Annotated in this window: 23 protein-coding genes; 16 read left to right on the top strand and 7 right to left on the bottom strand. The window is 69.0% G+C overall.

Annotated features, from left to right (window positions below; all coding sequences use genetic code 11):
• Nucleotides 1–24: 24 nt before the first annotated feature.
• Complete coding sequence (locus J2S75_RS04565) at nt 25–978, top strand: hypothetical protein (RefSeq protein ID WP_307018616.1); 954 nt, start codon at nt 25–27, stop codon at nt 976–978.
• Between the two features lie 78 nt (nt 979–1,056).
• Here J2S75_RS04565 and grpE read toward each other — a convergent pair whose 3' ends face one another.
• On the bottom strand, nt 1,057–1,677 hold the full coding sequence (gene grpE / locus J2S75_RS04570) for a nucleotide exchange factor GrpE (protein WP_307018619.1): 621 nt from the start codon (nt 1,675–1,677) through the stop codon (nt 1,057–1,059).
• Between the two features lie 81 nt (nt 1,678–1,758).
• Entirely contained in the window at nt 1,759–2,859 is a 1,101-nt protein-coding gene (hrcA, locus tag J2S75_RS04575; RefSeq protein WP_307018621.1) for a heat-inducible transcriptional repressor HrcA, read from the bottom strand.
• 211 nt (nt 2,860–3,070) lie between these two features.
• Between hrcA and rph the strand changes: the two genes are divergently transcribed.
• The 3 genes from rph to hemW are packed head-to-tail and all read left to right on the top strand — an operon-like array spanning nt 3,071 to nt 5,602.
• Nucleotides 3,071–3,784 carry a ribonuclease PH gene (gene rph / locus J2S75_RS04580; protein WP_307018623.1) on the top strand — a complete coding sequence of 238 codons (714 nt, stop codon included), beginning with the start codon at nt 3,071–3,073 and terminating at the stop codon, nt 3,782–3,784.
• Nucleotides 3,781–4,434, top strand: coding sequence for an RdgB/HAM1 family non-canonical purine NTP pyrophosphatase (rdgB, locus tag J2S75_RS04585; protein WP_244380322.1), 654 nt, complete (start codon nt 3,781–3,783; stop codon nt 4,432–4,434). Before rph ends, rdgB begins: the two co-directional genes overlap by 4 nt.
• Entirely contained in the window at nt 4,427–5,602 is a 1,176-nt protein-coding gene (hemW, locus tag J2S75_RS04590) for a radical SAM family heme chaperone HemW (protein ID WP_307018625.1), read from the top strand. Before rdgB ends, hemW begins: the two co-directional genes overlap by 8 nt.
• Nucleotides 5,603–5,742: 140 nt before the next feature.
• Here hemW and J2S75_RS04595 read toward each other — a convergent pair whose 3' ends face one another.
• Nucleotides 5,743–6,945, bottom strand: coding sequence for a penicillin-binding protein activator (locus J2S75_RS04595; RefSeq protein ID WP_307018627.1), 1,203 nt, complete (start codon nt 6,943–6,945; stop codon nt 5,743–5,745).
• Between the two features lie 215 nt (nt 6,946–7,160).
• On the opposite strand from J2S75_RS04595, the gene rsmI reads away from it, so the two are divergent.
• From rsmI to gshB, 3 genes are all read left to right on the top strand, one after another.
• On the top strand, nt 7,161–8,084 hold the full coding sequence (gene rsmI, locus J2S75_RS04600; protein WP_307018629.1) for a 16S rRNA (cytidine(1402)-2'-O)-methyltransferase: 924 nt from the start codon (nt 7,161–7,163) through the stop codon (nt 8,082–8,084).
• On the top strand, nt 8,077–8,481 hold the full coding sequence (locus J2S75_RS04605) for a YraN family protein (RefSeq protein WP_307018631.1): 405 nt from the start codon (nt 8,077–8,079) through the stop codon (nt 8,479–8,481). Before rsmI ends, J2S75_RS04605 begins: the two co-directional genes overlap by 8 nt.
• A gap of 115 nt (nt 8,482–8,596) precedes the next feature.
• Nucleotides 8,597–9,538, top strand: a complete 942-nt coding sequence (gene gshB, locus J2S75_RS04610) for a glutathione synthase (protein ID WP_307018633.1) — start codon at nt 8,597–8,599, stop codon at nt 9,536–9,538.
• A gap of 78 nt (nt 9,539–9,616) precedes the next feature.
• On the opposite strand, the gene J2S75_RS04615 is transcribed toward gshB, so the two are convergent.
• The 4 genes from J2S75_RS04615 to J2S75_RS04630 all read right to left on the bottom strand — a co-directional run bounded on the left by J2S75_RS04615 (nt 9,617) and on the right by J2S75_RS04630 (nt 13,505).
• Nucleotides 9,617–9,901 carry a BQ00720 family protein gene (locus J2S75_RS04615; protein WP_018388532.1) on the bottom strand — a complete coding sequence of 95 codons (285 nt, stop codon included), beginning with the start codon at nt 9,899–9,901 and terminating at the stop codon, nt 9,617–9,619.
• Nucleotides 9,902–9,948: 47 nt separating this feature from the next.
• The gene (locus J2S75_RS04620; protein WP_307018637.1) at nt 9,949–10,371 is read right to left on the bottom strand and encodes an Hsp20 family protein; all 423 of its coding nucleotides are present in this window, start codon (nt 10,369–10,371) and stop codon (nt 9,949–9,951) included.
• Between the two features lie 318 nt (nt 10,372–10,689).
• Nucleotides 10,690–11,736: a l-ornithine N(alpha)-acyltransferase gene (gene olsB, locus J2S75_RS04625; RefSeq protein WP_307018639.1), complete on the bottom strand. Its 1,047-nt coding sequence runs from the start codon at nt 11,734–11,736 to the stop codon at nt 10,690–10,692.
• A 236-nt stretch (nt 11,737–11,972) separates the two neighbouring features.
• On the bottom strand, nt 11,973–13,505 hold the full coding sequence (locus J2S75_RS04630) for a YifB family Mg chelatase-like AAA ATPase (RefSeq protein ID WP_307018641.1): 1,533 nt from the start codon (nt 13,503–13,505) through the stop codon (nt 11,973–11,975).
• Nucleotides 13,506–13,767: 262 nt separating this feature from the next.
• On the opposite strand from J2S75_RS04630, the gene J2S75_RS04635 reads away from it, so the two are divergent.
• The 9 genes from J2S75_RS04635 (at nt 13,768) to J2S75_RS04675 (ending at nt 25,469) form a co-directional block, all read left to right on the top strand.
• A complete protein-coding gene (locus J2S75_RS04635; RefSeq protein WP_244380283.1) occupies nt 13,768–14,241 on the top strand; it encodes a formate dehydrogenase subunit gamma in 474 nt (157 codons plus the stop codon).
• Entirely contained in the window at nt 14,238–15,797 is a 1,560-nt protein-coding gene (locus J2S75_RS04640) for a formate dehydrogenase beta subunit (RefSeq protein WP_307018644.1), read from the top strand. The genes J2S75_RS04635 and J2S75_RS04640 overlap by 4 nt, the downstream gene beginning before the upstream one ends.
• 12 nt (nt 15,798–15,809) lie before the next feature.
• Nucleotides 15,810–18,665: a formate dehydrogenase subunit alpha gene (gene fdhF / locus J2S75_RS04645; protein WP_307018646.1), complete on the top strand. Its 2,856-nt coding sequence runs from the start codon at nt 15,810–15,812 to the stop codon at nt 18,663–18,665.
• 16 nt (nt 18,666–18,681) lie between these two features.
• A complete protein-coding gene (fdhD, locus tag J2S75_RS04650) occupies nt 18,682–19,530 on the top strand; it encodes a formate dehydrogenase accessory sulfurtransferase FdhD (RefSeq protein WP_307018648.1) in 849 nt (282 codons plus the stop codon).
• Nucleotides 19,520–19,807 carry a formate dehydrogenase subunit delta gene (locus J2S75_RS04655; protein ID WP_244380262.1) on the top strand — a complete coding sequence of 96 codons (288 nt, stop codon included), beginning with the start codon at nt 19,520–19,522 and terminating at the stop codon, nt 19,805–19,807. The genes fdhD and J2S75_RS04655 overlap by 11 nt, the downstream gene beginning before the upstream one ends.
• A 257-nt stretch (nt 19,808–20,064) precedes the next feature.
• On the top strand, nt 20,065–21,891 hold the full coding sequence (locus J2S75_RS04660; RefSeq protein ID WP_307018650.1) for a monovalent cation:proton antiporter-2 (CPA2) family protein: 1,827 nt from the start codon (nt 20,065–20,067) through the stop codon (nt 21,889–21,891).
• A gap of 142 nt (nt 21,892–22,033) precedes the next feature.
• On the top strand, nt 22,034–23,041 hold the full coding sequence (gene gnd, locus J2S75_RS04665) for a phosphogluconate dehydrogenase (NAD(+)-dependent, decarboxylating) (protein WP_370874085.1): 1,008 nt from the start codon (nt 22,034–22,036) through the stop codon (nt 23,039–23,041).
• 17 nt (nt 23,042–23,058) lie between these two features.
• The gene (gene zwf / locus J2S75_RS04670; RefSeq protein WP_307018654.1) at nt 23,059–24,603 is read left to right on the top strand and encodes a glucose-6-phosphate dehydrogenase; all 1,545 of its coding nucleotides are present in this window, start codon (nt 23,059–23,061) and stop codon (nt 24,601–24,603) included.
• A complete protein-coding gene (locus tag J2S75_RS04675; protein ID WP_307018656.1) occupies nt 24,600–25,469 on the top strand; it encodes a Cof-type HAD-IIB family hydrolase in 870 nt (289 codons plus the stop codon). Before zwf ends, J2S75_RS04675 begins: the two co-directional genes overlap by 4 nt.
• Nucleotides 25,470–25,481: the final 12 nt, after the last annotated feature.

Here is a 25,481-nt window from a genome sequence, read left to right on the forward strand (position 1 = left end):
GCCTTGAGTTTTGAAGGATTGCGAATGCGCCGTGTTGCCCGCCTTGCCGCCGCTGCCTTTGTGCTGGCGGCGCTCGCCCTTCCCGCTGCCGCCCAGACGGTGTTCGTCAATGAGGGCACGATCGGCCTGGTGCCGCCGGAGGGCATGATCCCCGTGCCCGGCGTGCCCGGCTTCCAGGACCGTGCCGCCAGCGCCTCGCTGCTCGTGCTTGAAATGCCCAAGCCCGCTTATGAGGAGATCACCAAGAGCTTCGCCGCCAAGGAGCTGGAGAAGCAGGGCGTGACGGTGGAGGAGCGCCGCGACGTGACGCTCGCCGATGGCGTGCCGGCGGTGCTGCTCAAGGGCTTTCAGACCGTGGGTGCCGGGGCGCTGAAGAAATGGATCCTCATCGCCGGCGGCAAGGACCAGACCGGCATGGTGACGGTGCAGTTCCCCGAGGCTTCCAGCAGCCGCTATCCCGACGCCAAGGTCGAGGAGGCGCTGAAGACCGTGGTGTTCCGCGCGCCCCCCAGCACCGAGGAAATGCTCGCCAAGCTGCCCTTCACGCTGGACCAGCTGAGCGGCTACAAGGTGATGAAGGTGATCGGCAATAATGCGGTGCTGCTCACCAAGGCCGATGCCGCCCCGGCGGACAAGGGCGAGATGCAGTCCCAGTCCTTTTTCATCGTCGCCGTCGGGCCCGGTGAAATTCGCGAGGATGAGCGGGAGGCGGTGGCCAAGCGGGCGATCGCCAGCGTGCCGGGCATCAAGGAACTGCGCGTCGAGCGCGGCGGCCCGCTGCGCGTCGGCGGCCAGCCCGGCTATGAGCTGATCGCCAATGCGGTGGACCAGCAGAGCGGTACGCCGGTGAAGGTGGCGCAGTGGCTCAGCTTCGGCCGCAACGGCTATCTGCGCATGGTCGGCGTGGCGGCGACGGAGAATTTCGACACCGACTACACCGCCATGCGGGCCGTGCGCGACGGCGTGACCCTGCGCTGATCTTCTGAACCACCCGCAAAAAAGGGCCCCGCGGGGCCCTTTTTCAGGTCGGATGTGCCGGCGCGCGCGGAGCGCGGCTCAGTTTCCGGCCGGCGGGGCGTCCGTGGGGGCCGCCTTCGGCCCGCCCTTGGAGACACCGACCAGCGCCGGGCGCAGCACGCGCTCGCCGAGCTTGTAGCCGGGCTGGATGACCTGAACCACGGTGCCGGTGGGCACCTCGGTGTTGGGCACCTCGAACATCGCCTGATGCATGTTCGGATCGAACTTCGCCCCTTCCGCCTCGATGCGCGCCACGCCGTGCTTGGACAGCGCGTGCAGCAAAGCGCGGCCGGTGAGGTCGATGCCTTCCAGCAGCGTCTTCAGCGTACCGTCGGCCTTGGCGCGGGCCTCGGCGTCGATGGCGCCGAGCGCGCGCTCGAAATCGTCGGCCACGGTGAGGATGTCGCGGGCAAAGCCGGTGATGCCGTAGATCTTGGCGTCCGCCACCTCGCGCTCGGCGCGGCGGCGCACATTGTCGGCCTCGGCGAAGGCGCGCAGGAACTTGTCCTTCAGCGCGGCGATCTCGGCCTCGAGCTGTTCCTTCTCGGCGGCGAAGGCGGCAGCGAGGTCGTCCGGCGCGCCCGCAGCGCCGTGGCCGGCGTCGACAGTCTGATCACCCGTTTCGGGCTGGTCAGCCGGAGTGCGGTTTTCGTCGCTCATGAATACCTCGTCGAACAATGAATCCGTCCCGGCGGCAGGGCCGCACGGACGCCCGCCATATCGGGGCGGAAGCCGCAAAAATCAAGCCGCGTCAATCCCCGGACCGGCGAGGACGCGGCTGACGACGCGGGCGGTGAAGTCGACCATCGGCACGATGCGGGCATAGTTGAGCCGCGTCGGCCCGATGACGCCGAGCACGCCGACCACCCTGCCCTGCCCGTCGCGATAGGGCGCGACGATGGTGGAGGAGCCCGACAGCGAGAACAGCTTGTTCTCCGAGCCGATGAAAATGCGCAGGCCCTGCGCGTCCTCGGCCCGCCCGAGCAGGTCCACAACCTCCTGCTTGGCTTCGAGATCGTCGAACAGCAGACGCACCCGCTCCAGATCCTCGATGGCGCGCAGATCGTGCAGCAGCCGCGTCTGGCCGCGCACGATGAGCCGCCGCTCCGCCTTGTCGCCGCCCGACCAGCTGGCCATGCCGCTTTCCACCACCCGCGCCGTCACCTCGTCGAGTTCGGCGCGGCGGGCGGCGAGGGTGCGCTCCACCTCGGTGCGCAGTTCCACCAGCGTGCGCCCGCGCGTCAGCGCGCTGAGGAAGTTGGTCGCTTCCACCAGCGCGGAGGAGGGCAGGCCCTTGGGCAGCGGCACGAGGCGGTTTTCCACCTCGCCATCCTCGGAGACGAGGATCAGCAACGCCCGGCTGGGGTCGAGCGGCACGAATTCGATATGTTTGAGCCGCACATCGGTCTTGCCTGTCGTGACGACGCCAGCGCCGCGCGAGAGGCCGGAGAGCAGGTTGGAGGCTTCCGCCAGCACCCCGTCCACCGTCTGGGCGCGGGCGGCGGCGCGCACCTGGGTCTCGATCGAGTTGCGCTCGTCTTCCGAAACGTCGCCGATCTCCAGCAGCGCATCGACGAAGAAGCGCAGCCCCAGCTCGGTCGGCAGACGGCCGGCGCTGGTGTGGGGAGCGAAGATCAGCCCCGCCGCTTCGAGGTCCGCCATCACATTGCGCACCGAGGCGGGCGACAGGGTCATGGGGATGAGCCGGGAGATGTTGCGCGAGCCGGCCGGCTCGCCGGTGGCGAGATAGGTCTCGACAATCTGCCGGAAAATCTCGCGCGAGCGCTCGTCGAGCCGCGCCAGCGACGGCGCGGTGGCGGAGAGAAATGGGTCGAGGGGCATCGCGGGGCCTGTCCCTTGTCTCGTCTACCCGGTCATGGGTGTCTATTATCTCGGTAATCGCCGCCCATGTACAAGGCGGCGCGTGCCGAGGCCCCGTCATTGGGCCGTGAGGGACGGCTGGCGATTGCACCGGGCCCGCGCCGCCCTTACAAGGTCCGCCCACAGGGCCTGTCGCGACGGGCCCGCCGCCGCCGTTCAGGAGATCGTCCGCATGCGCCCTTCCCGCCGCCTTCCCGACGAGATGCGGGCCGTAAGCTTCGAGCGCGGCGTGCTGCGCCATGCCGAGGGTTCCTGCCTCGTCAAGTTCGGCGAGACCCATGTGCTCGTCGCCGCCACGCTGGAAGAGCGGCTGCCGCCCTGGCTGAAGGGGCAGGGGCGCGGCTGGGTGACGGCGGAATATGGCATGCTGCCGCGCGCCACCCATGACCGCACGCGCCGTGAGGCTTCTGCCGGTAAGCAGTCCGGCCGCACCCAGGAAATCCAGCGCCTCATCGGCCGGTCGCTGCGCGCGGTGATGGATCTGGAAAAGCTCGGCGAGCGGCAGATCACCATTGATTGCGACGTGATCCAGGCCGATGGCGGCACCCGCACCGCTTCCGTCACCGGGGCGTGGATCGCGCTGCATGACTGCCTGAGCTGGATGAAGGCGCGCGGCATGCTCTCCACCCTGCCGCTGCGCGACCATCTCGCCGCCGTTTCCTGCGGCATCATCGACGGCGAGCCGCGGCTCGATCTCGACTATGCCGAGGATTCCGAGGCGCATACCGACGTCAACTTCGTCATGACCGGCTCCGGCGGCTTCGTCGAGGTGCAGGGCACGGCGGAGAAGACGCCGTTCACCGAGGACGAGTTCAACGCCATGCTCGGCCTCGCCCGCAAGGGCGTCGCCAAGCTGGTCGATCTGCAGAAGCTGGCCGTCGCATGAGCCCCGCCGCGCACCGCCGGCTCGAAGGCCGGGTCGTCATCGCCACCCATAATCCCGGCAAGCTGGAAGAGATGCGGGGCCTGCTGGCGCCCTATGGCATCGACGCCGTGTCCGCCGGCGAGCTCGGCCTGCCCGAGCCGGAGGAAACCGGCCTCACCTTCGGCGAGAATGCCCGCATCAAGGCCATCGCCGCCGCCAATGCGTCGGGCCTGCCGGCCTTCGCCGACGATTCCGGCCTGTGCGTCGATGCGCTGGGCGGCGCGCCGGGGCTCTACACCGCCCGCTGGGCGGGGCCGGAAAAGGACTTCATGGCCGCGATGACGCGGGTGGAGGAGGAACTGCGCGATGCCGGGGCCGAACTCCCCGACCTGCGCAAGGCGCATTTCATCTCCGCCTTGTGCCTCGCCTGGCCCGACGGGCATGTCGAGGATTTCGAGGGCGTGGTGAACGGCACGCTGGTCTGGCCGCCGCGCGGGCCGGCCGGCTTTGGCTATGATCCGATGTTCCAGCCCGATGGCCATGAGCGCACTTTCGGCGAGATGAGCGGCGCCGAGAAGCACGGCCTGCCGCCGCATGGGCGCGGCCTCTCCCACCGCGCGCGGGCCTTCATGACGCTGGCGCAGGCCTGCCTCGGGGCGACGTTTGACTGAGCGCGCCCCCGCGCCGCCGCCGGCGGACCCCGGCTTCGGCGTCTATGTGCATTGGCCGTTCTGCAAGGCGAAATGCCCCTATTGCGACTTCAACTCGCATGTCCGCCATGCGCCGCCGGACCAGGCGCGCTTCGTGGCGGCGTTCCGGGCCGAGATCGCGCATACGCGCGAACGCATCGGCCAGCGGCGGACCCACAGCGTGTTCTTCGGCGGCGGCACACCGTCGCTGATGGAGCCGGCGACGGTCGGCGCCATTCTCGACGCCATTAACGAGGCCTGGCCGCTCGACGCGCGCGCCGAGGTGACGCTGGAGGCCAACCCCACCAGCGTCGAGGCCGGCCGTTTTCGCGGCTATCGCGCCGCGGGCGTCAACCGCGTCTCGCTCGGCGTGCAGGCCTTGGACGACGCCGCGCTGAAGGCGCTGGGGCGCATGCACAGCGCGGAGGAGGCGCTCGGCGCGGTGGCGGTGGCGCGCGCCGCCTTCGAGCGCGTCTCCTTCGATCTCATCTATGCCCGGCCGGACCAGCGGCCGGCGGACTGGGCGGCGGAGCTGCGCCGCGCCATCGACGAGGGCTGCGAGCATCTCTCGCTCTACCAGCTGACCATTGAGGAGGGCACGCCCTTCGCCGCCCTCCACCGCGCCGGCCGGCTGATCGTGCCCGAGGACGAGGTCGCGCGCGCCCTGTGGGACGTGACGCAGGAGACGACGCGCGCCGCCGGCCTGCCGGCCTATGAGATTTCCAACCATGCCCGCCCGGGCGCGGAGAGCCAGCACAATCTGCTGTACTGGCGCTATGGCGAATATGCCGGCATCGGGCCCGGCGCGCATGGACGGCTCGACACGCCGGAGGGGCGGGTCGCCACCTCCACCGAGCGCGGCCCGGAGGAATGGGTGGCGAAGGTGGAGGCGCAGGGCCATGGTGTCATCGCCGACGAGACGCTGACCCGCGCCGAGCAGGCCGACGAATATCTGCTGATGGGGTTGCGGCTCATGGAGGGCATCGACCGCGCCCGCTTCGCCCGGCTGGCGGGGCGCGGCTTCGACCCCGCGCGCGTGGCGGCGCTGCTGGAAGACGGCATGATCGAGGAACTGCCGGGGAACCGCCTGCGCGCCACCGCGCTCGGCCTGCCGGTGCTCGATGCGCTTGTCGCCGATCTGGCGGCGTAGGGGGACGCGGCGGCTCCCTTTCGGCCGTCATCCCGGCCGAGCGCAGCGGGAGCCGGGATCGTCTGCCGCCTGTTTCCTACGAGATAGCGATCCCGGATCGGTCCTGCGGACCGTCCGGGATGACGGCGAATGAAAGCCCCTCACCCCTGCGCGAAGCTGCGCGGGGCCGGGCTGACGATGTGGCTGGTGCCGCCGGAAATCTGCATCACCGCCAGCCCGCGCTGATTGGTGCCATCGGCGCGGAAGCGGAAAATGCCGTCGACGCCGGAAAAGCCCGACGGGTTCTGGATCGCCGCATCGGTGATGCCGTTCTCGCCATAGGAGTTCACCAGCGCCGCCATCAGCGACACCGCGTCATGCGAGAGCGTGGTGGTGCGCACCGGCTCGCTGCCGAAGCGGGCGCGGTAGCGGGCGGCGAAGGCGCGGAAGCCGGCTGTGTCCGGCGCGGCGAAGAGGCCGCCATTCATCGCGGGATTGGCGAACAGCTTGGCATCGTCCCACAGGCCGGTGCCGATCAGCTGCTTGCCGGCGAGGCTGGCGCCGGAGCCCGACAGCGCCTGCACGATCTGCGGCACGGTGCCGGCGGCATCCGGGAGGAACACGGCATCCGCCTGCGCCATCGAGCCGGCAAGGCGGCGCGCGGCCTCGGCCGCCCGGCCCGAGGCGTAGCGCTCCAGCCCGACCACGCGCCCGCCGACCACAGGCACGGTCTCGCGGAAGGCGGCCTCGACCACCGAGCCATAGGCATTGTCCGGCACCAGCCCGACATAGGAGCGCCGGCCCTGGGAGGCGGTGTAGCGGATGACGCGCTCGACATCGGTCTGCGGCAGGAAGCTGAGGAGATAGACCCCCTGCGTCGCCACATTGGTATCGGTGGAAAAGCCGACCAGCGGCACGCCGCGCTGGCGTGCCACCTGTCCGGCGGCGGCGACGGAATGGGCGAAGAGCGGACCGATGAGCGCGCGGGCGCCCTCGTCCAGGGCCTGGCTGGCAGCGGCCTGCGCCCCCGGCCCGGTGCCGCCATCATCCTTGACGATCAGCCTTATCCGCGCGCCGGAAAATTCCGACAGCGCCATTTCGGCGGCATTGCGCAGCGAGAGCGCCACCGCCCCGGCATTTCCGCTGGCGCCGAGCGGCAGGATGAGGCCGATGGGGGTGCCGGTGCCGAGGGCGGGAGTGGCGGTCGGCGGAGCCTCCGGCAGCGGCAGCGCCGCCTGCGGCGCCCCCATATCCGGCCCGGAGGAGCAAGCGGCCAGCCCCGCCGCGCCCGCCATGAGGAGAAAACCGCGCCGGCTCGTCCGGGCGAGGCCTGTGCGGATCGCGGCCGTATCCCTAGCGTTCATGCGGTGCGTTCGGCTCGGCTGTGCGCCTGCCACCCTGGCCGACGTCGCCTACCTTTTTAGGACGGCGGGACTCGCGCTGTCACCTTCTCCGCGCGGCCGGGGGCGCGAAAGCGTTAAATATCCACGCGTTCGGCCGTCATTTTCCGCGAGCGCGGGCTCAGCGGGCCCGGCACGCGGCGCATGACGCGGGCCGCGCGGCTCTCTACAATGCACGCATGACCCTTTCTCCCGCTACCTCCGCTTCCTCCGAGACCTCCGCGCCGCGCAGCTTCCGTATCGGCGCGCACAGCCTGCCCGCCGCGCGGCCGCAGCCCGGGCTCTACATCGTCGCCACGCCGATCGGCAATCTCGGCGACGTGACCCTGCGCGCGCTGGAAACCCTTGCCGGGGCCGATCTCATCGCCTGCGAGGACACCCGCGTCACCCGCCGGCTGCTGGAGCGTTACGGTATCGAAACGAAGCTGGTGGCCTATCACGACCACAATGCCGAGCAGGCCCGCCCGCGCCTGCTCGCCCGGCTGGCGGAAGGCGGCGTGGTGGCGCAGGTGTCGGATGCGGGTACGCCGCTGGTTTCCGACCCCGGCTACAAGCTGGTGGCGGCGGCGATCGAGGCCGGGCACCGCGTCATTCCGCTGCCGGGCGCGTCGGCGAGCCTTGCCGCGCTGGTGGCCGCCGGCCTGCCGACCGACCGCTTCTTCTTCGAGGGCTTTTTGCCGCCCAAGAGCGGCGCCCGCCGCACCCGCATCAGCGAATTGAAGACGCTGCCGGCGACGCTGATCCTTTATGAGAGCGGCCCGCGCCTGCCCGACAGCCTCGCCGACCTCGCCGACGGGCTCGGCCCGCGCCCGGCGGCGGTGTGCCGGGAACTCACCAAGACTTTCGAGGAGGCGCGGCGTGGCACGCTGGACGCGCTCGCCGCCCATTATGTCGAGGCCGGCCCGCCCAAGGGCGAGATCGTGCTGGTGATCGGCCCGCCCATGGCGGAGGAATCGAGCGAGGCCGATCTCGACGCCGCGCTGAAAGCGGCCTTGGCCAGCCTTTCGGTGAAGGATGCCGCGGCGGCGGTGGCGACCGCGACCGGGCTGCCGCGCCGCGCGGTCTATGCCCGCGCGCTGGCCTTGCAGGGCGGCGATGGCTGACGGCGGCGCGCCGGAGGATGCGGGGCGTGCGCGGGCGCTTCAGCGCCGCCAGGCCGCCTTCACCCGGGGCATGGCGGCGGAAGCCGCCGCCGCCGCCCTGTTCGAGGCCGAAGGCTTCGCCATTCTGGAACGGCGCGTGCGCACCCCGCGCGGCGAGATCGACCTGGTGGCGCGGCGCGGCGATCTTGTCGTCTTCATCGAGGTGAAGGCCCGCGCCTCGCTGCGTTTCGCGGCCGAATCGATCCTGCCGCGCCAGCGCCGGCGGATCGTCGGCGCGGCGGAAATCTACCTCGCGCGCCATCCTGAGCTCGCCACGCTCGACCAGCGGCTCGACGTGGTTCTGGTCGCGCCCGGCGCGCCGCCGCTCCACCTGCCGGGCGCCTTCGAGGCGGAATGAGCGCGGGGTACGAGGCCGTGGCGCGGCGACGCGGGAGCGACTAAACAGGGAGATGAAAACGCCGCCGGGCACATCTGCCGCCGGCCGGCTCCCTCCTGTCGCAGACGGAACTCCCATGAGCCTCAACGTCGCCGTCCAGATGGACCCGATCGACCGCATCAACATTGCCGGCGATTCCGCCTTCGCCCTGATGTTGGAAGCGCAGGCGCGCGGCCACGCGCTCGCCTATTACACGCCCGACCGCATGGCGATGCGCGATGGCGAGGTGTTCGCCACCGTCCACCCGCTGGAGGTGCGCGATGTGAAGGGCGACCACTACACGCTCGGCGAGGCGCGCCGGGTGCGGCTCGATACGTTCGACGTGATCCTGATGCGGCAGGACCCGCCTTTCGACATGAGCTACATCACCGCCACGCATCTGCTGGAGCGCATTCACCCGAAGACGCTTGTCGTGAACGACCCCGCCCATGTGCGCAACGCGCCGGAAAAGATCTTCGTCACCGAATTCCCCGACCTGATGCCGCCGACGCTGATTACCCGCGACCTCGATGAGATCAAGGCGTTCCGCGACGAGTTCGGCGACATCGTGATGAAGCCGCTCTATGGCCATGGCGGCGCCTCGGTGTTCCGGCTCACCCGCGACGACCTGAATTTCGGCTCGCTCTACGACCTGTTCGCCACCACCTTGCGCGAGCCCTGGGTGGTGCAGCGCTTCCTCCCCGAGGTGAAGCACGGCGACAAGCGCATCATTCTGGTGGACGGCGTGTTCGCCGGTGCGGTGAACCGGGTGCCGAGCGAAGGCGATCTGCGTTCCAACATGGTGCGCGGCGGGGCTGCGGCGGAAACCGACCTCACCGCCCGCGAGCGCGAGATCTGCGAGCGGCTGGGCCCGGCGCTGCGGGCGCGCGGGCTGCTGCTGACCGGTATCGACGTGATCGACGGCCATCTCACCGAGATCAACGTCACCGCTCCCACCGGCATTCGCGCCATCAAGCGCATTGGCGGGCCGGACATCGCGGTGACGGTGTGGGACATGATCGAGGCCAAGCGCCGCTGAGGTCGGCCCGGCACGGCGTTGCAGGAAAAACGGCACCGCCCTGGGGGCGGTGCCGTCATTTCGTGCGCGCGAGGGCGTTCAGTGGACGCTGAGCGTCACCAGCTCGTTCTGCATCGCATTGGCGATCGCCGCTTCACGGCTGTCGGTCAGCATGATCGGCGTGCCGTCGGCGGCATGCAGGGTGAACAGCACCAGACCGGGCGAGAGATGCGCCTGCGGAAACATTTCCGCCGCTTCTTCCGAACGGATCGTGCGCAGATAGGCGATATGCCCGCCGCCGAGATTGGCGAAATCTTCCGCCGTGAGGGCGCCGGCGAGCGCCGAACCGGCGGAAGCGGGGTCGATGTGAAATTCATTGGTCATGATCGGCTACTCCTCTGCGTACAGTCGAGACCGCCTGGGGGACGTCGTCACTCATCCGTCGCAATGGTGATACGCCGGACGACGCGTTCCGGTTCCGGTCGCACCAGTTCGACGCAGAGCAGGCCGTTCTTCAGTTCGGCGCCGATCACCTTCATGCCTTCGGCCAGCACGAAGACGCGCTGGAACTGGCGGGCGGCGATGCCCCGGTGAAGAAAGACCCGCCCGGGCTCTTCGCTCTGGCGGCCGCGGATGACGAGCTCCTTCTCCTCCACCGTCACGTCGAGCTGCTCGCGGGTGAAGCCCGCGACGGCCAGGGTGATGCGGAGTTTTTCCGGCTGATCCGGCGTGGCCACCCGCTCGATATTGTAGGGCGGGTACCCGTCGGAACCTTTCATGACACGGTCGAGCGCCCGCTCGACCTCATCAAAGCCGAGCAGGAAGGGGCTCGACAGCGAGGGAATACGCGACATGCTCCCAAAGTCCTCGTCTGAAGCGACTTTGTGTGATGGGACCCGGTGAAGGCATCCCGTTGGGGAGCGATATGGGCCCGCGCCGGCCGCTGCGCAAGACGCCGGGTGTGGGTGGCGACGGGCAGGGGGAGAGCGTGGAACGCGTGGCCGGCCGCGCCGGGTGATGGCCGCGGTTGACCTGCAGCCTTCGCGCGCGACGTGGATTTCCGTTCGCGCCAGGACAATGCGCCGGAACAAATGCTTGGAGCCTTTCAGCCGAACAGGTGTTCAGCGGAAAGGCTCCCGGTGGGACGGGGCGATGGCCCCAAAATGCCGCGCTCAGGCGGCGTGGCGTTCGCCATTGACACCGAAATGATCGAGATAGCGCGGGTTGATCTTCTCCACCGGCAGCACGATCAGCACATCGGTGGTGCCGAACTGGCGGTCGATCACCGCGCCGCGCCCGATCTGCGCGCCGAGACGCAGATAGCCCTTGATGAGCGGCGGCAGCGCCAGCAGCGCCGCCTTGGCGTCCAGCGCCTCGACCGAAACAAGGTCCATCGGCGCGGCATGTTGCGGCAGCGCCTGCGCCGCCCATTCCGGATCGGTCGGCGCGAAATGGTGCAGGAAGGCCAGCGGACGGGCGAGCGCCTGCGGGTCGCAGCCTTCCAGGCTGGCGCAGCCGAACATCACGTCGATGCCATGGCGGCGCACATAGGCCCAGATACCGTGCCAGAGCAGCTCCACCGTGCGCTTGGTGCGGTAGGAGCTGAGCACGCAGGAGCGGCCGAGTTCGAGGAAGCGGCGGTGCGGGTGGCGCGCCAGCAGCGGGGCGATGTCGAACTCGCTCGCCGTGTAGAAACCGTTGTGCCGGTCGGCGATCTCCTGCCGCAGCAGGCGGTAGGTGCCGACGACGCGCGGCACGCGCCGGCCGCGCACCATGCGGCAGGATTCATGGTCGAGCACGAGAAGGTGATCGCAAATACCGTCAAAGGCGTCGACATCGCGCCGGGCGAGCCGCATGGCGGCGGCCGGGGTCGCCGACATTTCCTCGTAGAACACTTCGTAGCGCAGGCGCTGGGCGCGGCGCACATCCGCCGCCGTCACCGCGAGCCGCACTTCGAGCGCGCCGATGCGCCCCAGCGTTGCCGGGCCGGGCTCACCCCGGCTGCCGCGATGGCGCACGCCGGAATAGGAGCGCAAGGCCGGCATCAGGCGGGAGGGGGTGAGCGCCGCCGGCACCAGCCGCAGCGGCGCGGCACCGGGCAGGGCCGTTCGAGGGGTAAAGAAGCTGCGCAGGGCCGAGAGGCCGGGAGCGTTGAGCGAGGCGGCAAAGCGCGAGGTGGGCGGTGTCTCGACAGTCCCTTCGGCGAACAGCTGCGTCATGTCCGATCCCCCACGCTGCCTTCACTATAGCGTTTTGTGACAGGAATCACATTTCTCAGACGGTCATGTGACAGACGGGGGCACGGGTCGCGCCGGTGCCGGGGGACTGCCGAGCCGTCGTGTCGAGGCGCCTGCGCGGGCGGGGTGGCGATGACGGTCGGCCCGGACGCGACGCCCCCGTGCGCGGCGGCGACACACGCTGCATGTCCCCGGCAGGCCGCCGCGCGCTTTCGCCGTCAGGCGGCGGCGGCCTGGCGGTCGGCAGCGGCGCGGTAGGCCAAGGCCTCGGCGAGATGCCCCCGGCCGACTGTCTCCGCGCCGGCGAGATCGGCGAGAGTGCGCGCCACCCGCAGCACCCGGTGATAGCCGCGGGCGGAGAGGCGCATCAGCTTGGCCGCGTCCGCCAGCAGGGCCGTGCCGGCGGCGTCGGGTGTGGCGATCTCTTCGAGGATCGGGCCCGTCGCCTCGGCATTGGTGAACAGGTCAGGCCGCCCGAGTGCCAGGAAGCGCTCGCGCTGAAGCCTGCGCGCCTGCGCCACCCGCCGCGCCACGGCCGCACTGGGCTCCGAGGGACCCGGGCGAACCAGATCGACCGCTGCGACGGCCGGCACGTCGAGATGCAGGTCGACCCGGTCGAGGAACGGGCCGGAGAGGCGCGCCTGATATTCCGCCGCGCAGCGCGGCCCGCGCCGGCAGCTCTGCCCCGGTTCGCCGGCGCGGCCGCAGCGGCAGGGATTCATCGCCGCGATCAGCTGGAAGCGGGCGGGATAGGAAATCCGGTGATTGGCGCGTGCGATGACCGCCTCGCCGGTTTCCAGCGGCTGGCGCAGCGAATCGAGCACGGCGGGGGCGAATTCCGGCAATTCGTCGAGGAACAGCACGCCATTATGCGCCAGCGAGACCTCGCCCGGCCGGGCCCGCATGCCGCCGCCCACCATCGCCGCCATGCTGGCGGAATGGTGCGGCGCGCGGAACGGGCGCCGGCTGGTCAGTGCCCCGCCCTGCAGCGTACCGGCCACCGAGGCGACCATAGACACTTCCAGCAGCTCCGAGGGGGTGAGCGGCGGCAGCAGCGAGGGCAGGCGTTGCGCCAGCATGGATTTGCCGGCGCCGGGCGGGCCGCTGAGCAGAAGATTGTGCCGCCCGGCCGCCGCGATCTCCAGCGCCCGCCGGGCCGTTTCCTGGCCCTTCACATCGGCGAGGTCGGGCAGCTGGGCGGGTCCCGCCTCCAGCCGCGGCTCCGGACGGCTGAGGAGTTGGCGGCCGGCGAAGTGATTGACCAGCTGGATCAGCGAGTGCGGCGCCAGCACCGCCATGTCGGGGCTGGCCCAGGCCGCCTCCGGCCCGCACGCCTCCGGGCAGATGAGCCCGTGGCCGCGCGCATTGGCGCCGATGGCCGCCGGCAGCACGCCGGAGACCGCGGCGATGCGCCCGTCCAGCGCGAGCTCGCCCACCACGGTGAAGCCTTCCAGCGCGTCCGGGCCGATGGCGCCGATCGCGGCCATGAGGCCGAGGGCGATGGGCAGGTCGTAATGGCTGCCTTCCTTCGGCAGGTCGGCGGGGGCGAGGTTGACGGTGATGCGGCGGGCGGGAAGCGCGAGGCCGGAGGCGGTGAGGGCCGCCCGCACCCGCTCCTTCGCTTCGGTGACCGCCTTGTCGGCCAGGCCGACGAGATTGAAGGCCGGCAGGCCGGGGCTCACCTGAACTTGAACATCGACCGGGCGCGTCTCCACCCCCTCGAACGCCACCGTCGCCACGCGCTGGACCATCGCACCCTCTCCCAGGAGATCCGGCAATGCACGTCGGGGCGCCGCCGTTCCGCACCCGCTGGTGGCAGAATACGGCCCAGAACGCGCAGGTCAAGAACAATAAGGGAACAAAGCGGGTAGAACATGAACAGAACGTTAAGCGCCTACCCGTCTGATTGGTGATAGAGAAATTCTATCGTGGCACGGAACACCTGAATTGATTTCAGTTTCGCCGCGTACCATCCTCACCTTTGGAAAATTCTAAAAGAAGGCTACGGGAGAAATGCCGCATTACGAACCCTGGAGCGACGAGCGCGCCCGCGCGGTCATCGATGAGTTTTCTCATCTGGAAGGCCCGCTGATGCCGATGCTCCACGCGGTGCAGGAGACGTTCGGCCACGTTCCCGACGCCGTCGTGCCCATGCTGGCGGAGAAGCTGAACGTCTCGCGCGCCGAAGTGCATGGCGTCGTGACCTTCTATCACGATTTCCGCCATGAGCCGGCCGGCCGCCATGTGCTGAAGCTCTGCCGCGCCGAGGCCTGCCAGGCGGCGGGCGGCGATGCGCTGGCCGAACATGCCGAGCACAGGCTCGGCTGCAAGCTCGGCGAGACCACGGCCGATGGCCGCGTCACCGTGGAGCCCATCTACTGCCTCGGCCTCTGCGCGACCGCGCCCTCCGCCATGCTGGACGGCCGGATCGTCGCGCGGCTCAACGAGCGCCGGCTCGACGCCCTGATCGAGGAGGCCCAGTCGTGACCATCCGCATCTACGTTCCCAAGGATGCCTGCGCCATCGCCTGCGGCGCCGACGAGGTGGCCGAGGCGATCGCCGCTGCCGCCGTTTCGGCGCGCCAGCCGGTGGAGATCGTGCGCAACGGCTCGCGCGGTATGCTCTGGCTTGAGCCGATGGTCGAGGTCGTCACGCCCGAGGGCCGCATCGCTTATGGCCCTGTCGAGGCTGGCGATGTCGAGGGCCTGTTCGCGGCCGGCTTCCTCACCGGCGGCGACCATGCGCTGCGCATCGGCAAGCCGGAGGAGCACCCCTTCCTCGCCAAGCAGACCCGGCTCACCTTCGCCCGCTGCGGTATCATCGACCCGGCCTCCTATGCCGATTACCGCGCGCATGGCGGTTATAAGGGCCTGGAGCGCGCGCTGCAGCTCGGGCCGGCCGAGATCATCGAGGAAGTGAAGAAGTCCGGCCTGCGCGGCCGTGGCGGCGCCGGCTTCCCGACCGCGATCAAGTGGAAGACCGTGGCCGACGCCAAGGCCGACCGCAAATACATCGTCTGCAATGCCGACGAAGGCGACAGCGGCACCTTCGCCGACCGCATGATCATGGAAGGCGACCCCTTCGAGCTGATCGAGGGCATGACCATCGCCGGCATCGCGGTCGGCGCCACCAAGGGCTATGTCTACACCCGTTCCGAATATCCCCACGCCATCTGGGCGATGGAGAAGGCGATCGAGGTGGCGCGCGCCCATGGCATGCTCGGCGTCAACATCGCCGGTTCGCCCTACAGCTTCGACATGGAAGTGCGCATGGGCGCCGGCGCCTATGTGTGCGGCGAGGAAACCGCCCTGCTCGACAGCCTGGAAGGCAAGCGCGGCACGGTGCGCGCCAAGCCGCCGCTGCCGGCGCATAAGGGCCTGTTCCAGAAGCCGACCGTCATCAACAACGTGCTCTCGCTCACCGCCGTGCCGCATATCCTGGCCGATGGCGGCGAGTTCTACGCCAATTTCGGCATGGGCCGCTCGCGCGGCACGATGCCGATCCAGATCGCCGGCAATGTGAAGTTCGGCGGCCTGTTCGAAACCGCCTTCGGCATCACGCTCGGCGAACTGATCAACGACATTGGCGGCGGCACCGCCACCGGCAAGCCGGTGAAGGCGGCGCAGGTCGGCGGCCCGCTCGGCGCCTATGTGCCGACCTGGCAGTTCGACCTGCCCTTCGACTATGAGGCTTTCGCGGCCAAGGACGCGCTGATCGGCCATGGCGGCATCGTCGTGTTCGACGAGAGCGCGGACCTCGCCAAGATGGCGCGCTTCGCCATGGAGTTCTGCTCCGTGGAAAGCTGCGGCAAGTGCACGCCCTGCCGCATCGGCTCGACGCGCGGCGTCGAACTGATGGACAAGATCATTGCCGGCGAGCGCGTCGAAGCCAACCTCGCCACGCTCACCGACCTCTGCCAGACCATGAAGCTTGGATCGCTTTGCGCCCTTGGCGGGTTCACCCCGTATCCGGTGCTGAGTGCGCTGAACCATTTCCCCGAGGAATTCGGCGCACCCCCGCGCCGCCTCGAAGCCGCCGAGTGAGGAGGACGCATCATGTCTCTCATCCATGAGATCGACTACGGTACGCCGGCTCCGAAGACCGACAAGATGGTGACCCTCACCATCGACGGCATGGAAGTGACCGTGCCGGAAGGCACGTCCATCATGCGCGCGGCGATGGAGATGGGGACGCAGATCCCCAAGCTCTGCGCCACCGATTCGCTGGAGGCCTTCGGCTCCTGCCGTCTCTGCCTGATCGAGATCGAGGGCCGCAACGGCACCCCGGCCTCCTGCACCACGCCGGTGGCGCCGGGCATCAAGGTCCACACCCAGACCCCGCGGCTCGCCCAGCTGCGCAAGGGGGTGATGGAGCTCTACATTTCCGACCATCCGCTGGACTGCCTGACCTGCGCCGCCAATGGCGACTGCGAACTGCAGGACATGGCCGGCGCGGTCGGCCTGCGCGAAGTGCGCTACGGCATGGAGGGCGCGAACCACTTCGCCCCCTCCTCCGCGCTCGCCATGCCGAAGGACGAGTCGAACCCGTATTTCACCTATGACCCGGCCAAGTGCATCGTCTGCAATCGCTGCGTGCGCGCCTGCGAGGAAGTGCAGGGCACCTTCGCGCTGACCATTTCCGGCCGCGGCTTCGACAGCCGCGTCTCGCCCGGCCAGTCGGAAGCCTTCCTCACCTCGGAATGCGTGTCCTGCGGCGCCTGCGTGCAGGCCTGCCCGACCGCGACGCTTTCCGAAAAGCGCCTGATCGACATCGGCACGCCCGAGCATTCGGTGGTGACGACCTGCGCCTATTGCGGCGTCGGCTGCACCTTCAAGGCGGAAATGCGCGGCCAGGAAGTGGTGCGCATGGTGCCGTGGAAGGACGGCAAGGCCAATCGCGGCCATAGCTGCGTCAAGGGCCGCTTCGCCTGGGGCTATGCGATGCACCAGGACCGCATCCTCAAGCCGATGATCCGCTCCAAGGTCACCGAGCCGTGGCGCGAAGTGTCGTGGGAAGAGGCGATCGCCTACACCGCCTCCGAGCTGAAGCGCATCCAGGAGACCTATGGCCGCAAGTCGGTCGGCGGCATCACCTCCTCGCGCTGCACCAATGAGGAAGCCTATCTCGTCCAGAAGATCATCCGCGCCGGCTTCGGCACCAACAATGTCGACACCTGCGCCCGCGTCTGCCATTCGCCGACCGGCTACGGCCTGAACCAGGCCTTCGGCACCTCGGCGGGCACGCAGGATTTCGACTCGGTCGAGGATTCCGATGTCATCCTGGTGATCGGCGCCAACCCGACCGACGGCCATCCGGTGTTCGGTTCGCGCATGAAGAAGCGCCTGCGCGAGGGTGCGAAGCTGATCGTCATCGATCCGCGCCGCATCGACCTCGTGCGTTCGCCCCACATCAAGGCGGATTTCCACCTGCCGCTGCAGCCGGGCACCAACGTCGCCATCGTCACCTCGCTCGCCCATGTCATCGTGACCGAGGGGCTGGTGAACGAGGAATATGTCCGCCAGTTCTGCGACTGGGAGGAATTCCAGGACTGGGCCGAGTTCGTCGCCGATGCGCGTCACTCGCCCGAGGAAGTCGAGAAGCTCTCCGGCGTGCCGGCCGAGCAGATTCGCGGCGCGGCCCGGCTCTACGCCACCGGCGGCAATGCGGCGATCTATTACGGCCTCGGCGTCACCGAGCACTCGCAGGGCTCGACCACGGTGATGGCGATCGCCAACCTCGCCATGGCGACCGGCAATATCGGCCGTCGCGGCGTCGGCGTGAACCCGCTGCGCGGCCAGAACAACGTGCAGGGCTCGTGCGACATGGGCTCGTTCCCGCATGAGCTGCCGGGCTACCGCCACATCTCCGACGACGCCACCCGCGCCACCTTCGAGGCGATGTGGGGCCGCCCGCTCGATCCCGAGCCCGGCCTGCGCATTCCCAACATGCTGGACGCGGCCGTCGACGGCACGTTCAAGGCGATCTACATCCAGGGCGAGGACATTCTGCAGTCCGACCCGGACACGCATCACGTCGCCTCCGGCCTCGCGGCGATGGAGCTGGTGATCGTGCAGGATCTGTTCCTGAACGAGACCGCCGCCTATGCCCATGTGTTCCTGCCGGGCTGCACCTTCCTCGAGAAGGACGGCACCTTCACCAATGCCGAGCGCCGCATCCAGCTCGTGCGCAAGGTGATGGCGCCGAAGAATGGCTATGGCGACTGGGAAGTCACCCAGATGCTCGCCCGCGCCATCGGCCTCGACTGGAACTACAGCCACCCCGCCCAGATCATGGACGAGATCGCCGCGCTCACCCCGAGCTTCGCCGGCGTGTCGTTCAAGAAGCTGGACGAGATGGGCTCGGTGCAGTGGCCCTGCAACGACGCCAATCCCGAGGGCATGCCGATCATGCACATTGGCGGCTTCGCGCGCGGCAAGGGCAAGTTCGTCGTCACCGAATATGTGCCGACCGACGAGCGTTCGGGCCCCCGCTTCCCGCTGCTGCTCACCACCGGCCGCATCCTCAGCCACTACAATGTCGGCGCGCAGACCCGCCGCACCGAGAACGTGGCCTGGCATCCCGAGGACGTGCTGGAAATCCACCCGCACGACGCCGAGCAGCGCGGCGTGCGCGACGGCGACTGGGTGCGCATCGACAGCCGCGCCGGCTCCACCACCCTGCGCGCGCAGATCACCGACCGTGTGGCGCCGGGCGTCGTCTACACCACCTTCCACCACCCGACGACGCAGGCGAATGTCGTCACCACCGACTTCTCGGACTGGGCCACCAATTGCCCCGAGTTCAAGGTGACGGCGGTGCAGATCGCCCGCTCCAACGGCCCGTCCGAGTGGCAGGAAGACTATGACGAGTTCACCCGCCAGAGCCGCCGCATCGCGGTGGCGGCGGAGTGAGCGGGACCGGGCTGTCATGATCCCGCCGGTCGCCCGCGTTGCGCGCCGCGCCGTCACCTCCACGGGGGTGATGGCGGGCGAGCGGGCGATCCCCGAGGAGACGCCCGTCGCCATCGTCCATAACGGCTCCACCTATGCCGTGATGATGGCGACGCCGGCCGACCTCGAGGATTTCGGCTATGGCTTCAGCCTGACCGAAGGCGTCATCGAGAGTCTCGCCGATGTCGAGCAGATCGAGACGCTCGAATTCGGCGAGGAGGACGGTGTCAGCGGCGTCGAGGTGCGTCTCTGGCTCACCGCCACGCGCGCGGGCGAACAGGTCGCCCGCCGCCGCCAGATCGCCGGCCCTACGGGGTGCGGGCTGTGCGGTGTCGAAAGTCTGGAGCTGGCGGTGAAGCCCGCCCGCACCGTGCCGGAGGGTCGAGGGTTCACGGCGGCGGAAATCTCCCGCGCGGTGGCCGCGCTGCCCCCGGCGCAGACGCTGAACCACCAGACCCGTGCCGTGCACGCGGCCGCGTTCTGGGAGCCGGAAGCCGGGCTTGTGGCCGTGCGCGAGGATGTCGGGCGCCATAATGCGCTCGACAAGCTCGTCGGCCATCTGGTGAGGCGCGGTCATGCGGCCGGCGGCGGGCTGGTGCTGCTCACCAGCCGGGTGTCGATCGAGATGGTGCAGAAGACCGCCATGCTGGGCGCCTCGGTGCTGGTGGCGGTGTCGGCGCCGACCGCTCTCGCCGTCCGCACGGCGGAGAAGGCCGGCATCACCCTCGTCGCCATCGCCCGTGACGACGGATTCGAAGTCTTTACCCACCCCCATCGCATCGTGCTGGACGGGGCAGAGAAGGAGCGTTTCGCCCATGTCGGCTAACACGATGGAACGTCTGGTCTATATGGCGAACCAGATCGGCAAGTTCTTCGAGCCGCAGGGCTATGAGAAGGCCGTGAAGGGCGTCGCCAAACACATCAAGGACTTCTGGGATCCGCGCATGCGCGCGCGCATCGAGGACCACATCGCCGCCGGCGGCGAGGGCCTTGCCCCGCATGTGCTCGAGGCGCTGAAGTCGCTGCCGCCGGTCTCCCGCGACACCATTCCCCTGCCGCGCCCGACCCGCGACATTCCCGGCCCGACCGCGCATCACCACTGAGGCCTGCGCCTTCACACCCTGCGCCTTCACACCTGGCCGGCACGCTGGAAGGCGCTGCCAGCCGCGTCATGCCGGGGCTTTCGCGGCGGTGTCTTCCGTAAGGGCATGTGCCCGGAGCCGTTTTCCCGCGACATGATTTCGTGCGAATGGCGGGGTTCAGCGCCGAATCTTCGCCTTTCCATCACGCTTCCGCCATCGGCGCGCGTCATCCGATCCTTTACTGTGCGGCGGGCGAAGGCGCGGAGGATGGCGGGTCCATGCATGCAGACGGCCACGGATTTCTGATCGGGGCGCTGGTATTCCTCGCCACCGCCGTCATCGCCGTTCCAGTCGCGCGCCGGCTCGGCCTTTCGCCGATCGTGGGCTATCTGCTGGCCGGCGTCGCCATCGGACCGTCCGGCCTCGGCGCGTTCAACGATCCCGAACGGATCATCACCGTCGCCGAGATCGGCGTGGTGCTGCTGCTGTTCATCATCGGGCTGGAGCTGCAATTCTCGCGGCTGCTGGCGCTGCGGCGGGCGATCTTCGGTCTCGGCACGGCGCAGCTTCTGTTCAGCGGCGCCGCCATTGCGGTGCTGACCCATTACGCCGCCACCGGCTTCGACTGGCGCGGGGCGCTGGTCGCCGGCATGGCGCTGGCGCTGTCGGCCACCTCCATCGCGCTGCAATTGCTCGAAGAAAAGAGCGGCCTGGCCCAGCCCTATGGCCAGCGGGCCTTCGGCGTGCTGCTGTTCCAGGACATGGCGATCGTGCCGCTGCTCGCTTTGCTGCCCTTTCTCGGGCAGGGCGTGCAGGAAGAGCACAGCTTTCTCGATTCGGCCGAGCATGTGGCGATCATCATCGGGGCGATGCTGCTCATCGTCGGTGCCGGCCGCTATCTGTTGCCGCCCCTGTTCCGCATCCTCGCCCACTCCGGCGCCCGCGAGGTGATGACGGCCGCCGCGCTCCTCGTCGTGCTCGGCGCCGGCGCGCTGATGGCGGCGGCGGGGATGTCGATGGCGCTCGGCGCGTTCCTCGCCGGTGTCATGCTGTCGGAATCCAATTTCCGCCACGAGCTGGAAGCCAATATCGAAGCGTTTCGCGGCCTGCTGATCGCCCTGTTCTTCATGGGCGTGGGCATGTCGATGAATCTCGACGTGGTGCTGGCCAACGCGCCTCTGCTCATCGTCGGCACGCTGATGGTGACGCTGGTGAAGGCGGTGTCGGTCTGGGCGGTATTCCGCTTCTCCGACAGCACGCGCGCCGACGCGGTGCGCTCAGCCTCCGTGCTGACGCCGGCGGGCGAATTCTCCTTCGTGCTGTTTCCGCTCGCGCTCAGCCTGGGGCTGATCGATTCGCGCCAGTCCGACATGCTGGTGGCCTGCGCCGCCATGACCATGCTGCTCGGGCCCCCGGTGGCGCTGCTCGGCGAGCAGCTTGCCCGCCGGCTGGACCGCCGCACCACCTTGCCGGACGAGGATTTCAGCGACGCCCATGGCTCGGTGCTGGTGGTCGGCTTCGGCCGTTTCGGCCAGATCGTGTCGCAGTGCCTGCTGGCGCGCGGGCTGGAGGTGACGATCATCGACAATGATGTCGAGATGATCCAGAGCGCCGGCCGCTTCGGCTTCCGCATCTTCTATGGCGACGGTACGCGGCTCGACGTGCTGCGCGCTGCCGGCGCCGAGCGGGCGCGGGTGGTCGCCGTCTGCGTCGACCGGCGCGAGACCACGGACCGTATCGTCGAGATCATCCGCCAGAACATGCCCGATGTGCGCCTGCACGCGCGCGCCTATGACCGCACCCATGCGGTGGCGCTGCGCGGGCGGGGGGTGGATTTCGAGATCCGCGAGACCTTCGAATCGGCCCTCGCTTTCGGTGAAGCCGCGCTGCGCGCCAATGGCATCGACGCCGCCACCGCGCAGGCGACCGTTGCCGATGTGCGCCAGCGCGACCTGGAACGGCTGCGCCGGCAGCTGGCCGAAGGCGAGGATCGCGGGCCGCTGCCGCTTGAGCCCGAGCCGCTGGTCGCGCCCGAGCGCCCCGCCCGCCCGCTCAATCCGGAGGCGGAGGACGTGCTCAAGCACGAGACCGAGTTCTCTTCCTGAGTTGTGAACGTGCCGCTGCGCGGATGCCGGCGCTTTCGCACCCCACCCGTTCCAATTGTCGCATGGTCGGCATAGGCTTGGCCTAGACATTCGGCTTGAATGCAGCGGGCGCCGGTTCCGCAGCCGCGGCACGAGCGGGCGGGTGGCGTCGTATCGGGGAGAAAAGCAGATGCAGCTCGGAATCATCGGCCTCGGCCGCATGGGTGGAAATATCGCGCGCCGCCTCACCAAGGCCGGTCATGACTGCGTGGTGTGGGACCGCAACGAAGCCGCCGTGACGGAGCTGGGCGGCGAAGGCAACCGGCCCGCCGCCGATCTCGCCGATCTCGTCGCCAAGCTCGACGCCCCGCGCGCGGTCTGGGTGATGCTGCCCGCCGGCGGCCCGACAGAGAGCACGATCGCCACGCTGACCGGCCTGCTGGCGCCGGGCGATGTCATCATCGATGGCGGCAATACCTTCTACAAGGACGACATTCGCCGCGCCGCCGAGCTGGAGCCCAAGGGCCTGCACTATATCGATGTCGGCACGTCAGGCGGCGTCTGGGGCCTGGAGCGCGGCTATTGCATGATGATCGGCGGCCCGAAGGAAGCGGTGGACCGGCTCGACCCGATCTTCTCCGCCCTCGCCCCGGGACTTGGCGACATTCCCCGCACGCCCGGCCGCGAGGACCGCGATGCGCGCGTCGAGCATGGCTACATGCATTGCGGCCCGGCCGGCTCCGGCCATTTCGTCAAGATGGTGCATAACGGCATCGAATACGGGCTGATGCAGGCCTATGCCGAAGGCTTCGAGATCCTGAAGAAGAAGAACTCCACCGACCTGCCGGAGAATGAGCGCTTCACCCTCGACATGGCCGATGTCGCCGAGGTGTGGCGTCGCGGCTCGGTGGTGTCGTCCTGGCTGCTCGACCTCTCCGCCATCGCCCTCACCAAGGATGAGAGCCTGAGCGATTTCCCCGGCGAGGTGGCTGATTCCGGCGAGGGACGCTGGACGGTCATGGCAGCGATCGAGGAGGCGGTGTCCGCCGAGGTGCTGTCCGCCGCGCTCTACACCCGCTTCCGCTCGCGCCAGGACCACACCTTCGGCGAGAAGCTCCTTTCGGCGATGCGCTTCCAGTTCGGCGGCCACACCGAATTCAAGACCAAGTGAGCGGCGGACAGCGATCCATGGGAAGCGAGTCCGTCGTTCTCGGCCAGAAGGTGCTGGCGCCCGATGCGGCGCCGGCACCGGCCTCGACCTTCTTCATCTTCGGTGCCTCGGGCGATCTCACCAAGCGCCTGCTCCTGCCCTCGCTCTACAACCTCGCCCATGAGGGCGTGCTGGTCGACGACTTCGCCATTGTTGGCGTCGACCATGTCGAGCGCAGCGAGGAGGATTACCGCGCCTTCCTCACCGATGCGGTGCGGGAACTGCCGGGCTCGCTCGACACCGAGGGCGAGACCTGGCGCTGGCTGATCAGCCGCATCTTCTACGTCGCCGGCGATTTCGAGGACCCGGCCACCTATGGCCGCATCCGCGAGCGGCTGGAGCAGCGCAGGGCGCAGACCGGCAATGCGGTGTTCTACCTCGCCGTGGCCCCGCGCTTCTTCGCGACCATCGCCGAACAGCTCGGCGCTGCCGGCTTGCTGAAGGAGGGGGAGGGCAGCTTCCGCCATGTCGTGGTGGAGAAGCCCTTCGGCTCCGACATGCCTTCGGCCAAGGCGCTGAACCGCCGCCTGCTGGCGGTCGCCGATGAGCGCCAGATCTACCGGATCGACCATTTCCTCGGCAAGGAAACGGTCCAGAACATGATGGCGCTGCGCTTCGGCAACGGTATTTTCGAGCCGATCTGGAGCAAGGAATATATCGACCATGTCCAGATCACCGCCGCCGAGACGGTGACGGTGGAACAGCGCGGCGGCTTCTACGACGCCACCGGCGCGCTGCGCGACATGGTGCCGAACCACATGTTCCAGCTGCTCGCCATGACGGCGATGGAGCCGCCCAACTCCTTCGATGCCGACGCGGTGCGCTCGGAAAAGACCAAGGTGATCGAAGCCATCCGCCATATGCGCCCGAGCGAGGCGATCGGTGCGGCGGTGCGCGGCCAGTACCGCGCCGGCTTCGTCAATGGCGAGGCGGTGAAGGACTATCGCGACGAGAAGGACGTGCATCCCGAGAGCCGCACCGAGACCTATGTGGCGCTCAAATGCTTCGTCGATTCCTGGCGCTGGAACGGCGTGCCCTTCTATGTGCGCACCGGCAAGGCGCTGGCGGTACGGCGCACCGAGATCGCCATTCAGTTCAAGCGGGCGCCGGGCGTGCTGTTCCGCCACCTGCCGACGGCGCTCAAGCCGAACCTGATGGTCATCCATGTGCAGCCGGATGAGGGCGTCTCGCTGCGTTTCGCCGCCAAGGTGCCCGGCCGCAAGGTCCGGCTCTCGGATGTCGAGATGAGCTTCAAATATGCCGACTACTTCAAGGCGGCGCCCAGCACGGGCTATGAGACGCTGATCTATGACTGCCTGTGCGGCGACCCCACGCTGTTCCAGCGTGCCGACACGATCGAGGCCGGATGGGAAGCGGTGGAGCCGATCCTGGAGGCGGTCGGCGGCGGCGAGAACGAGGTGCAGTTCTATTCCGCCGGTTCCAGCGGCCCGGCCATGTCGGATGTGATGCTGGCGCAGGACGGCTTCCAGTGGTTGCCGCTGGAGAGGGATCGCCCGCGATGAGCGCTTCGACCGAACTGGCCCTCGAAGAGCGGGGAGGCGCCACCCGCCCCCCCGCTTCGCGCATCCGCCTCATGGTGTCGGATGTCGACGGTACACTGGTGAACAAGGCCAAGGAGGTGACGCCCGCCACGATCGAGGCGGTGCGCCGCCTGCATGAGGCCGGCATTGCCTTCGCCGCCGTCTCCGCCCGCCCGCCGCGCGGCATGCGGCTGATGGTCGAGGCGCTGAATGTCGACCTGTTCGGCGGCTTCAATGGCGGCTGCATCCAGCGCCGGGATTTCTCGGTCGTCGAGGAGCATTTCGTCTCGGCCGAGGCGGCGCGGGCCGGCATCGCCCTGATGCAGCCGCGCGGCGCGGCGGTCTGGGTGTTCGCCGATGACGAATGGTTCGTCACCGATCCCGACGGCACCTATGTCGCCGGCGAAATCCGCACCGTGGCTTTCCAGCCGACGGTGGTGGAGGATTTCGGCGACCATCTCACCCGCGCCGGCAAGATCGTGTTCTCCTCCACCGATTTCGACATGCTGGCGGCGAGCGAGCCGGAGCTGCAGGCGCTGGTCGGCGCGGGCGCCACGGCGCGGCGCTCGCAGGCCAAATATCTCGACATGACGCCGCCCGGCACCGACAAGGGCTATGCGGCACGGGCCTTCGCCCGGCATTACGGCGTGTCGATGGACGAGGTGGCTGTTATCGGCGACATGGCCAATGACCTGCCGATGTTCGCGGTCGGCGGCCTCGCCATCGCCATGGGTAATGGCGCGGCGGAAGTGAAGGAACAGGCGCATTTCGTCACCCTCACCAATGAGGAGGACGGCGTCGCCCACGCCATCGAGCGTTTCGTGCTGCCCCGCGCCCCCGGCGCTTGAACGGACCGGGAG

The sequence above is a fragment of the Ancylobacter polymorphus genome (assembly GCF_030813495.1).
In the GTDB taxonomy this organism is placed as follows: domain Bacteria; phylum Pseudomonadota; class Alphaproteobacteria; order Rhizobiales; family Xanthobacteraceae; genus Ancylobacter; species Ancylobacter polymorphus.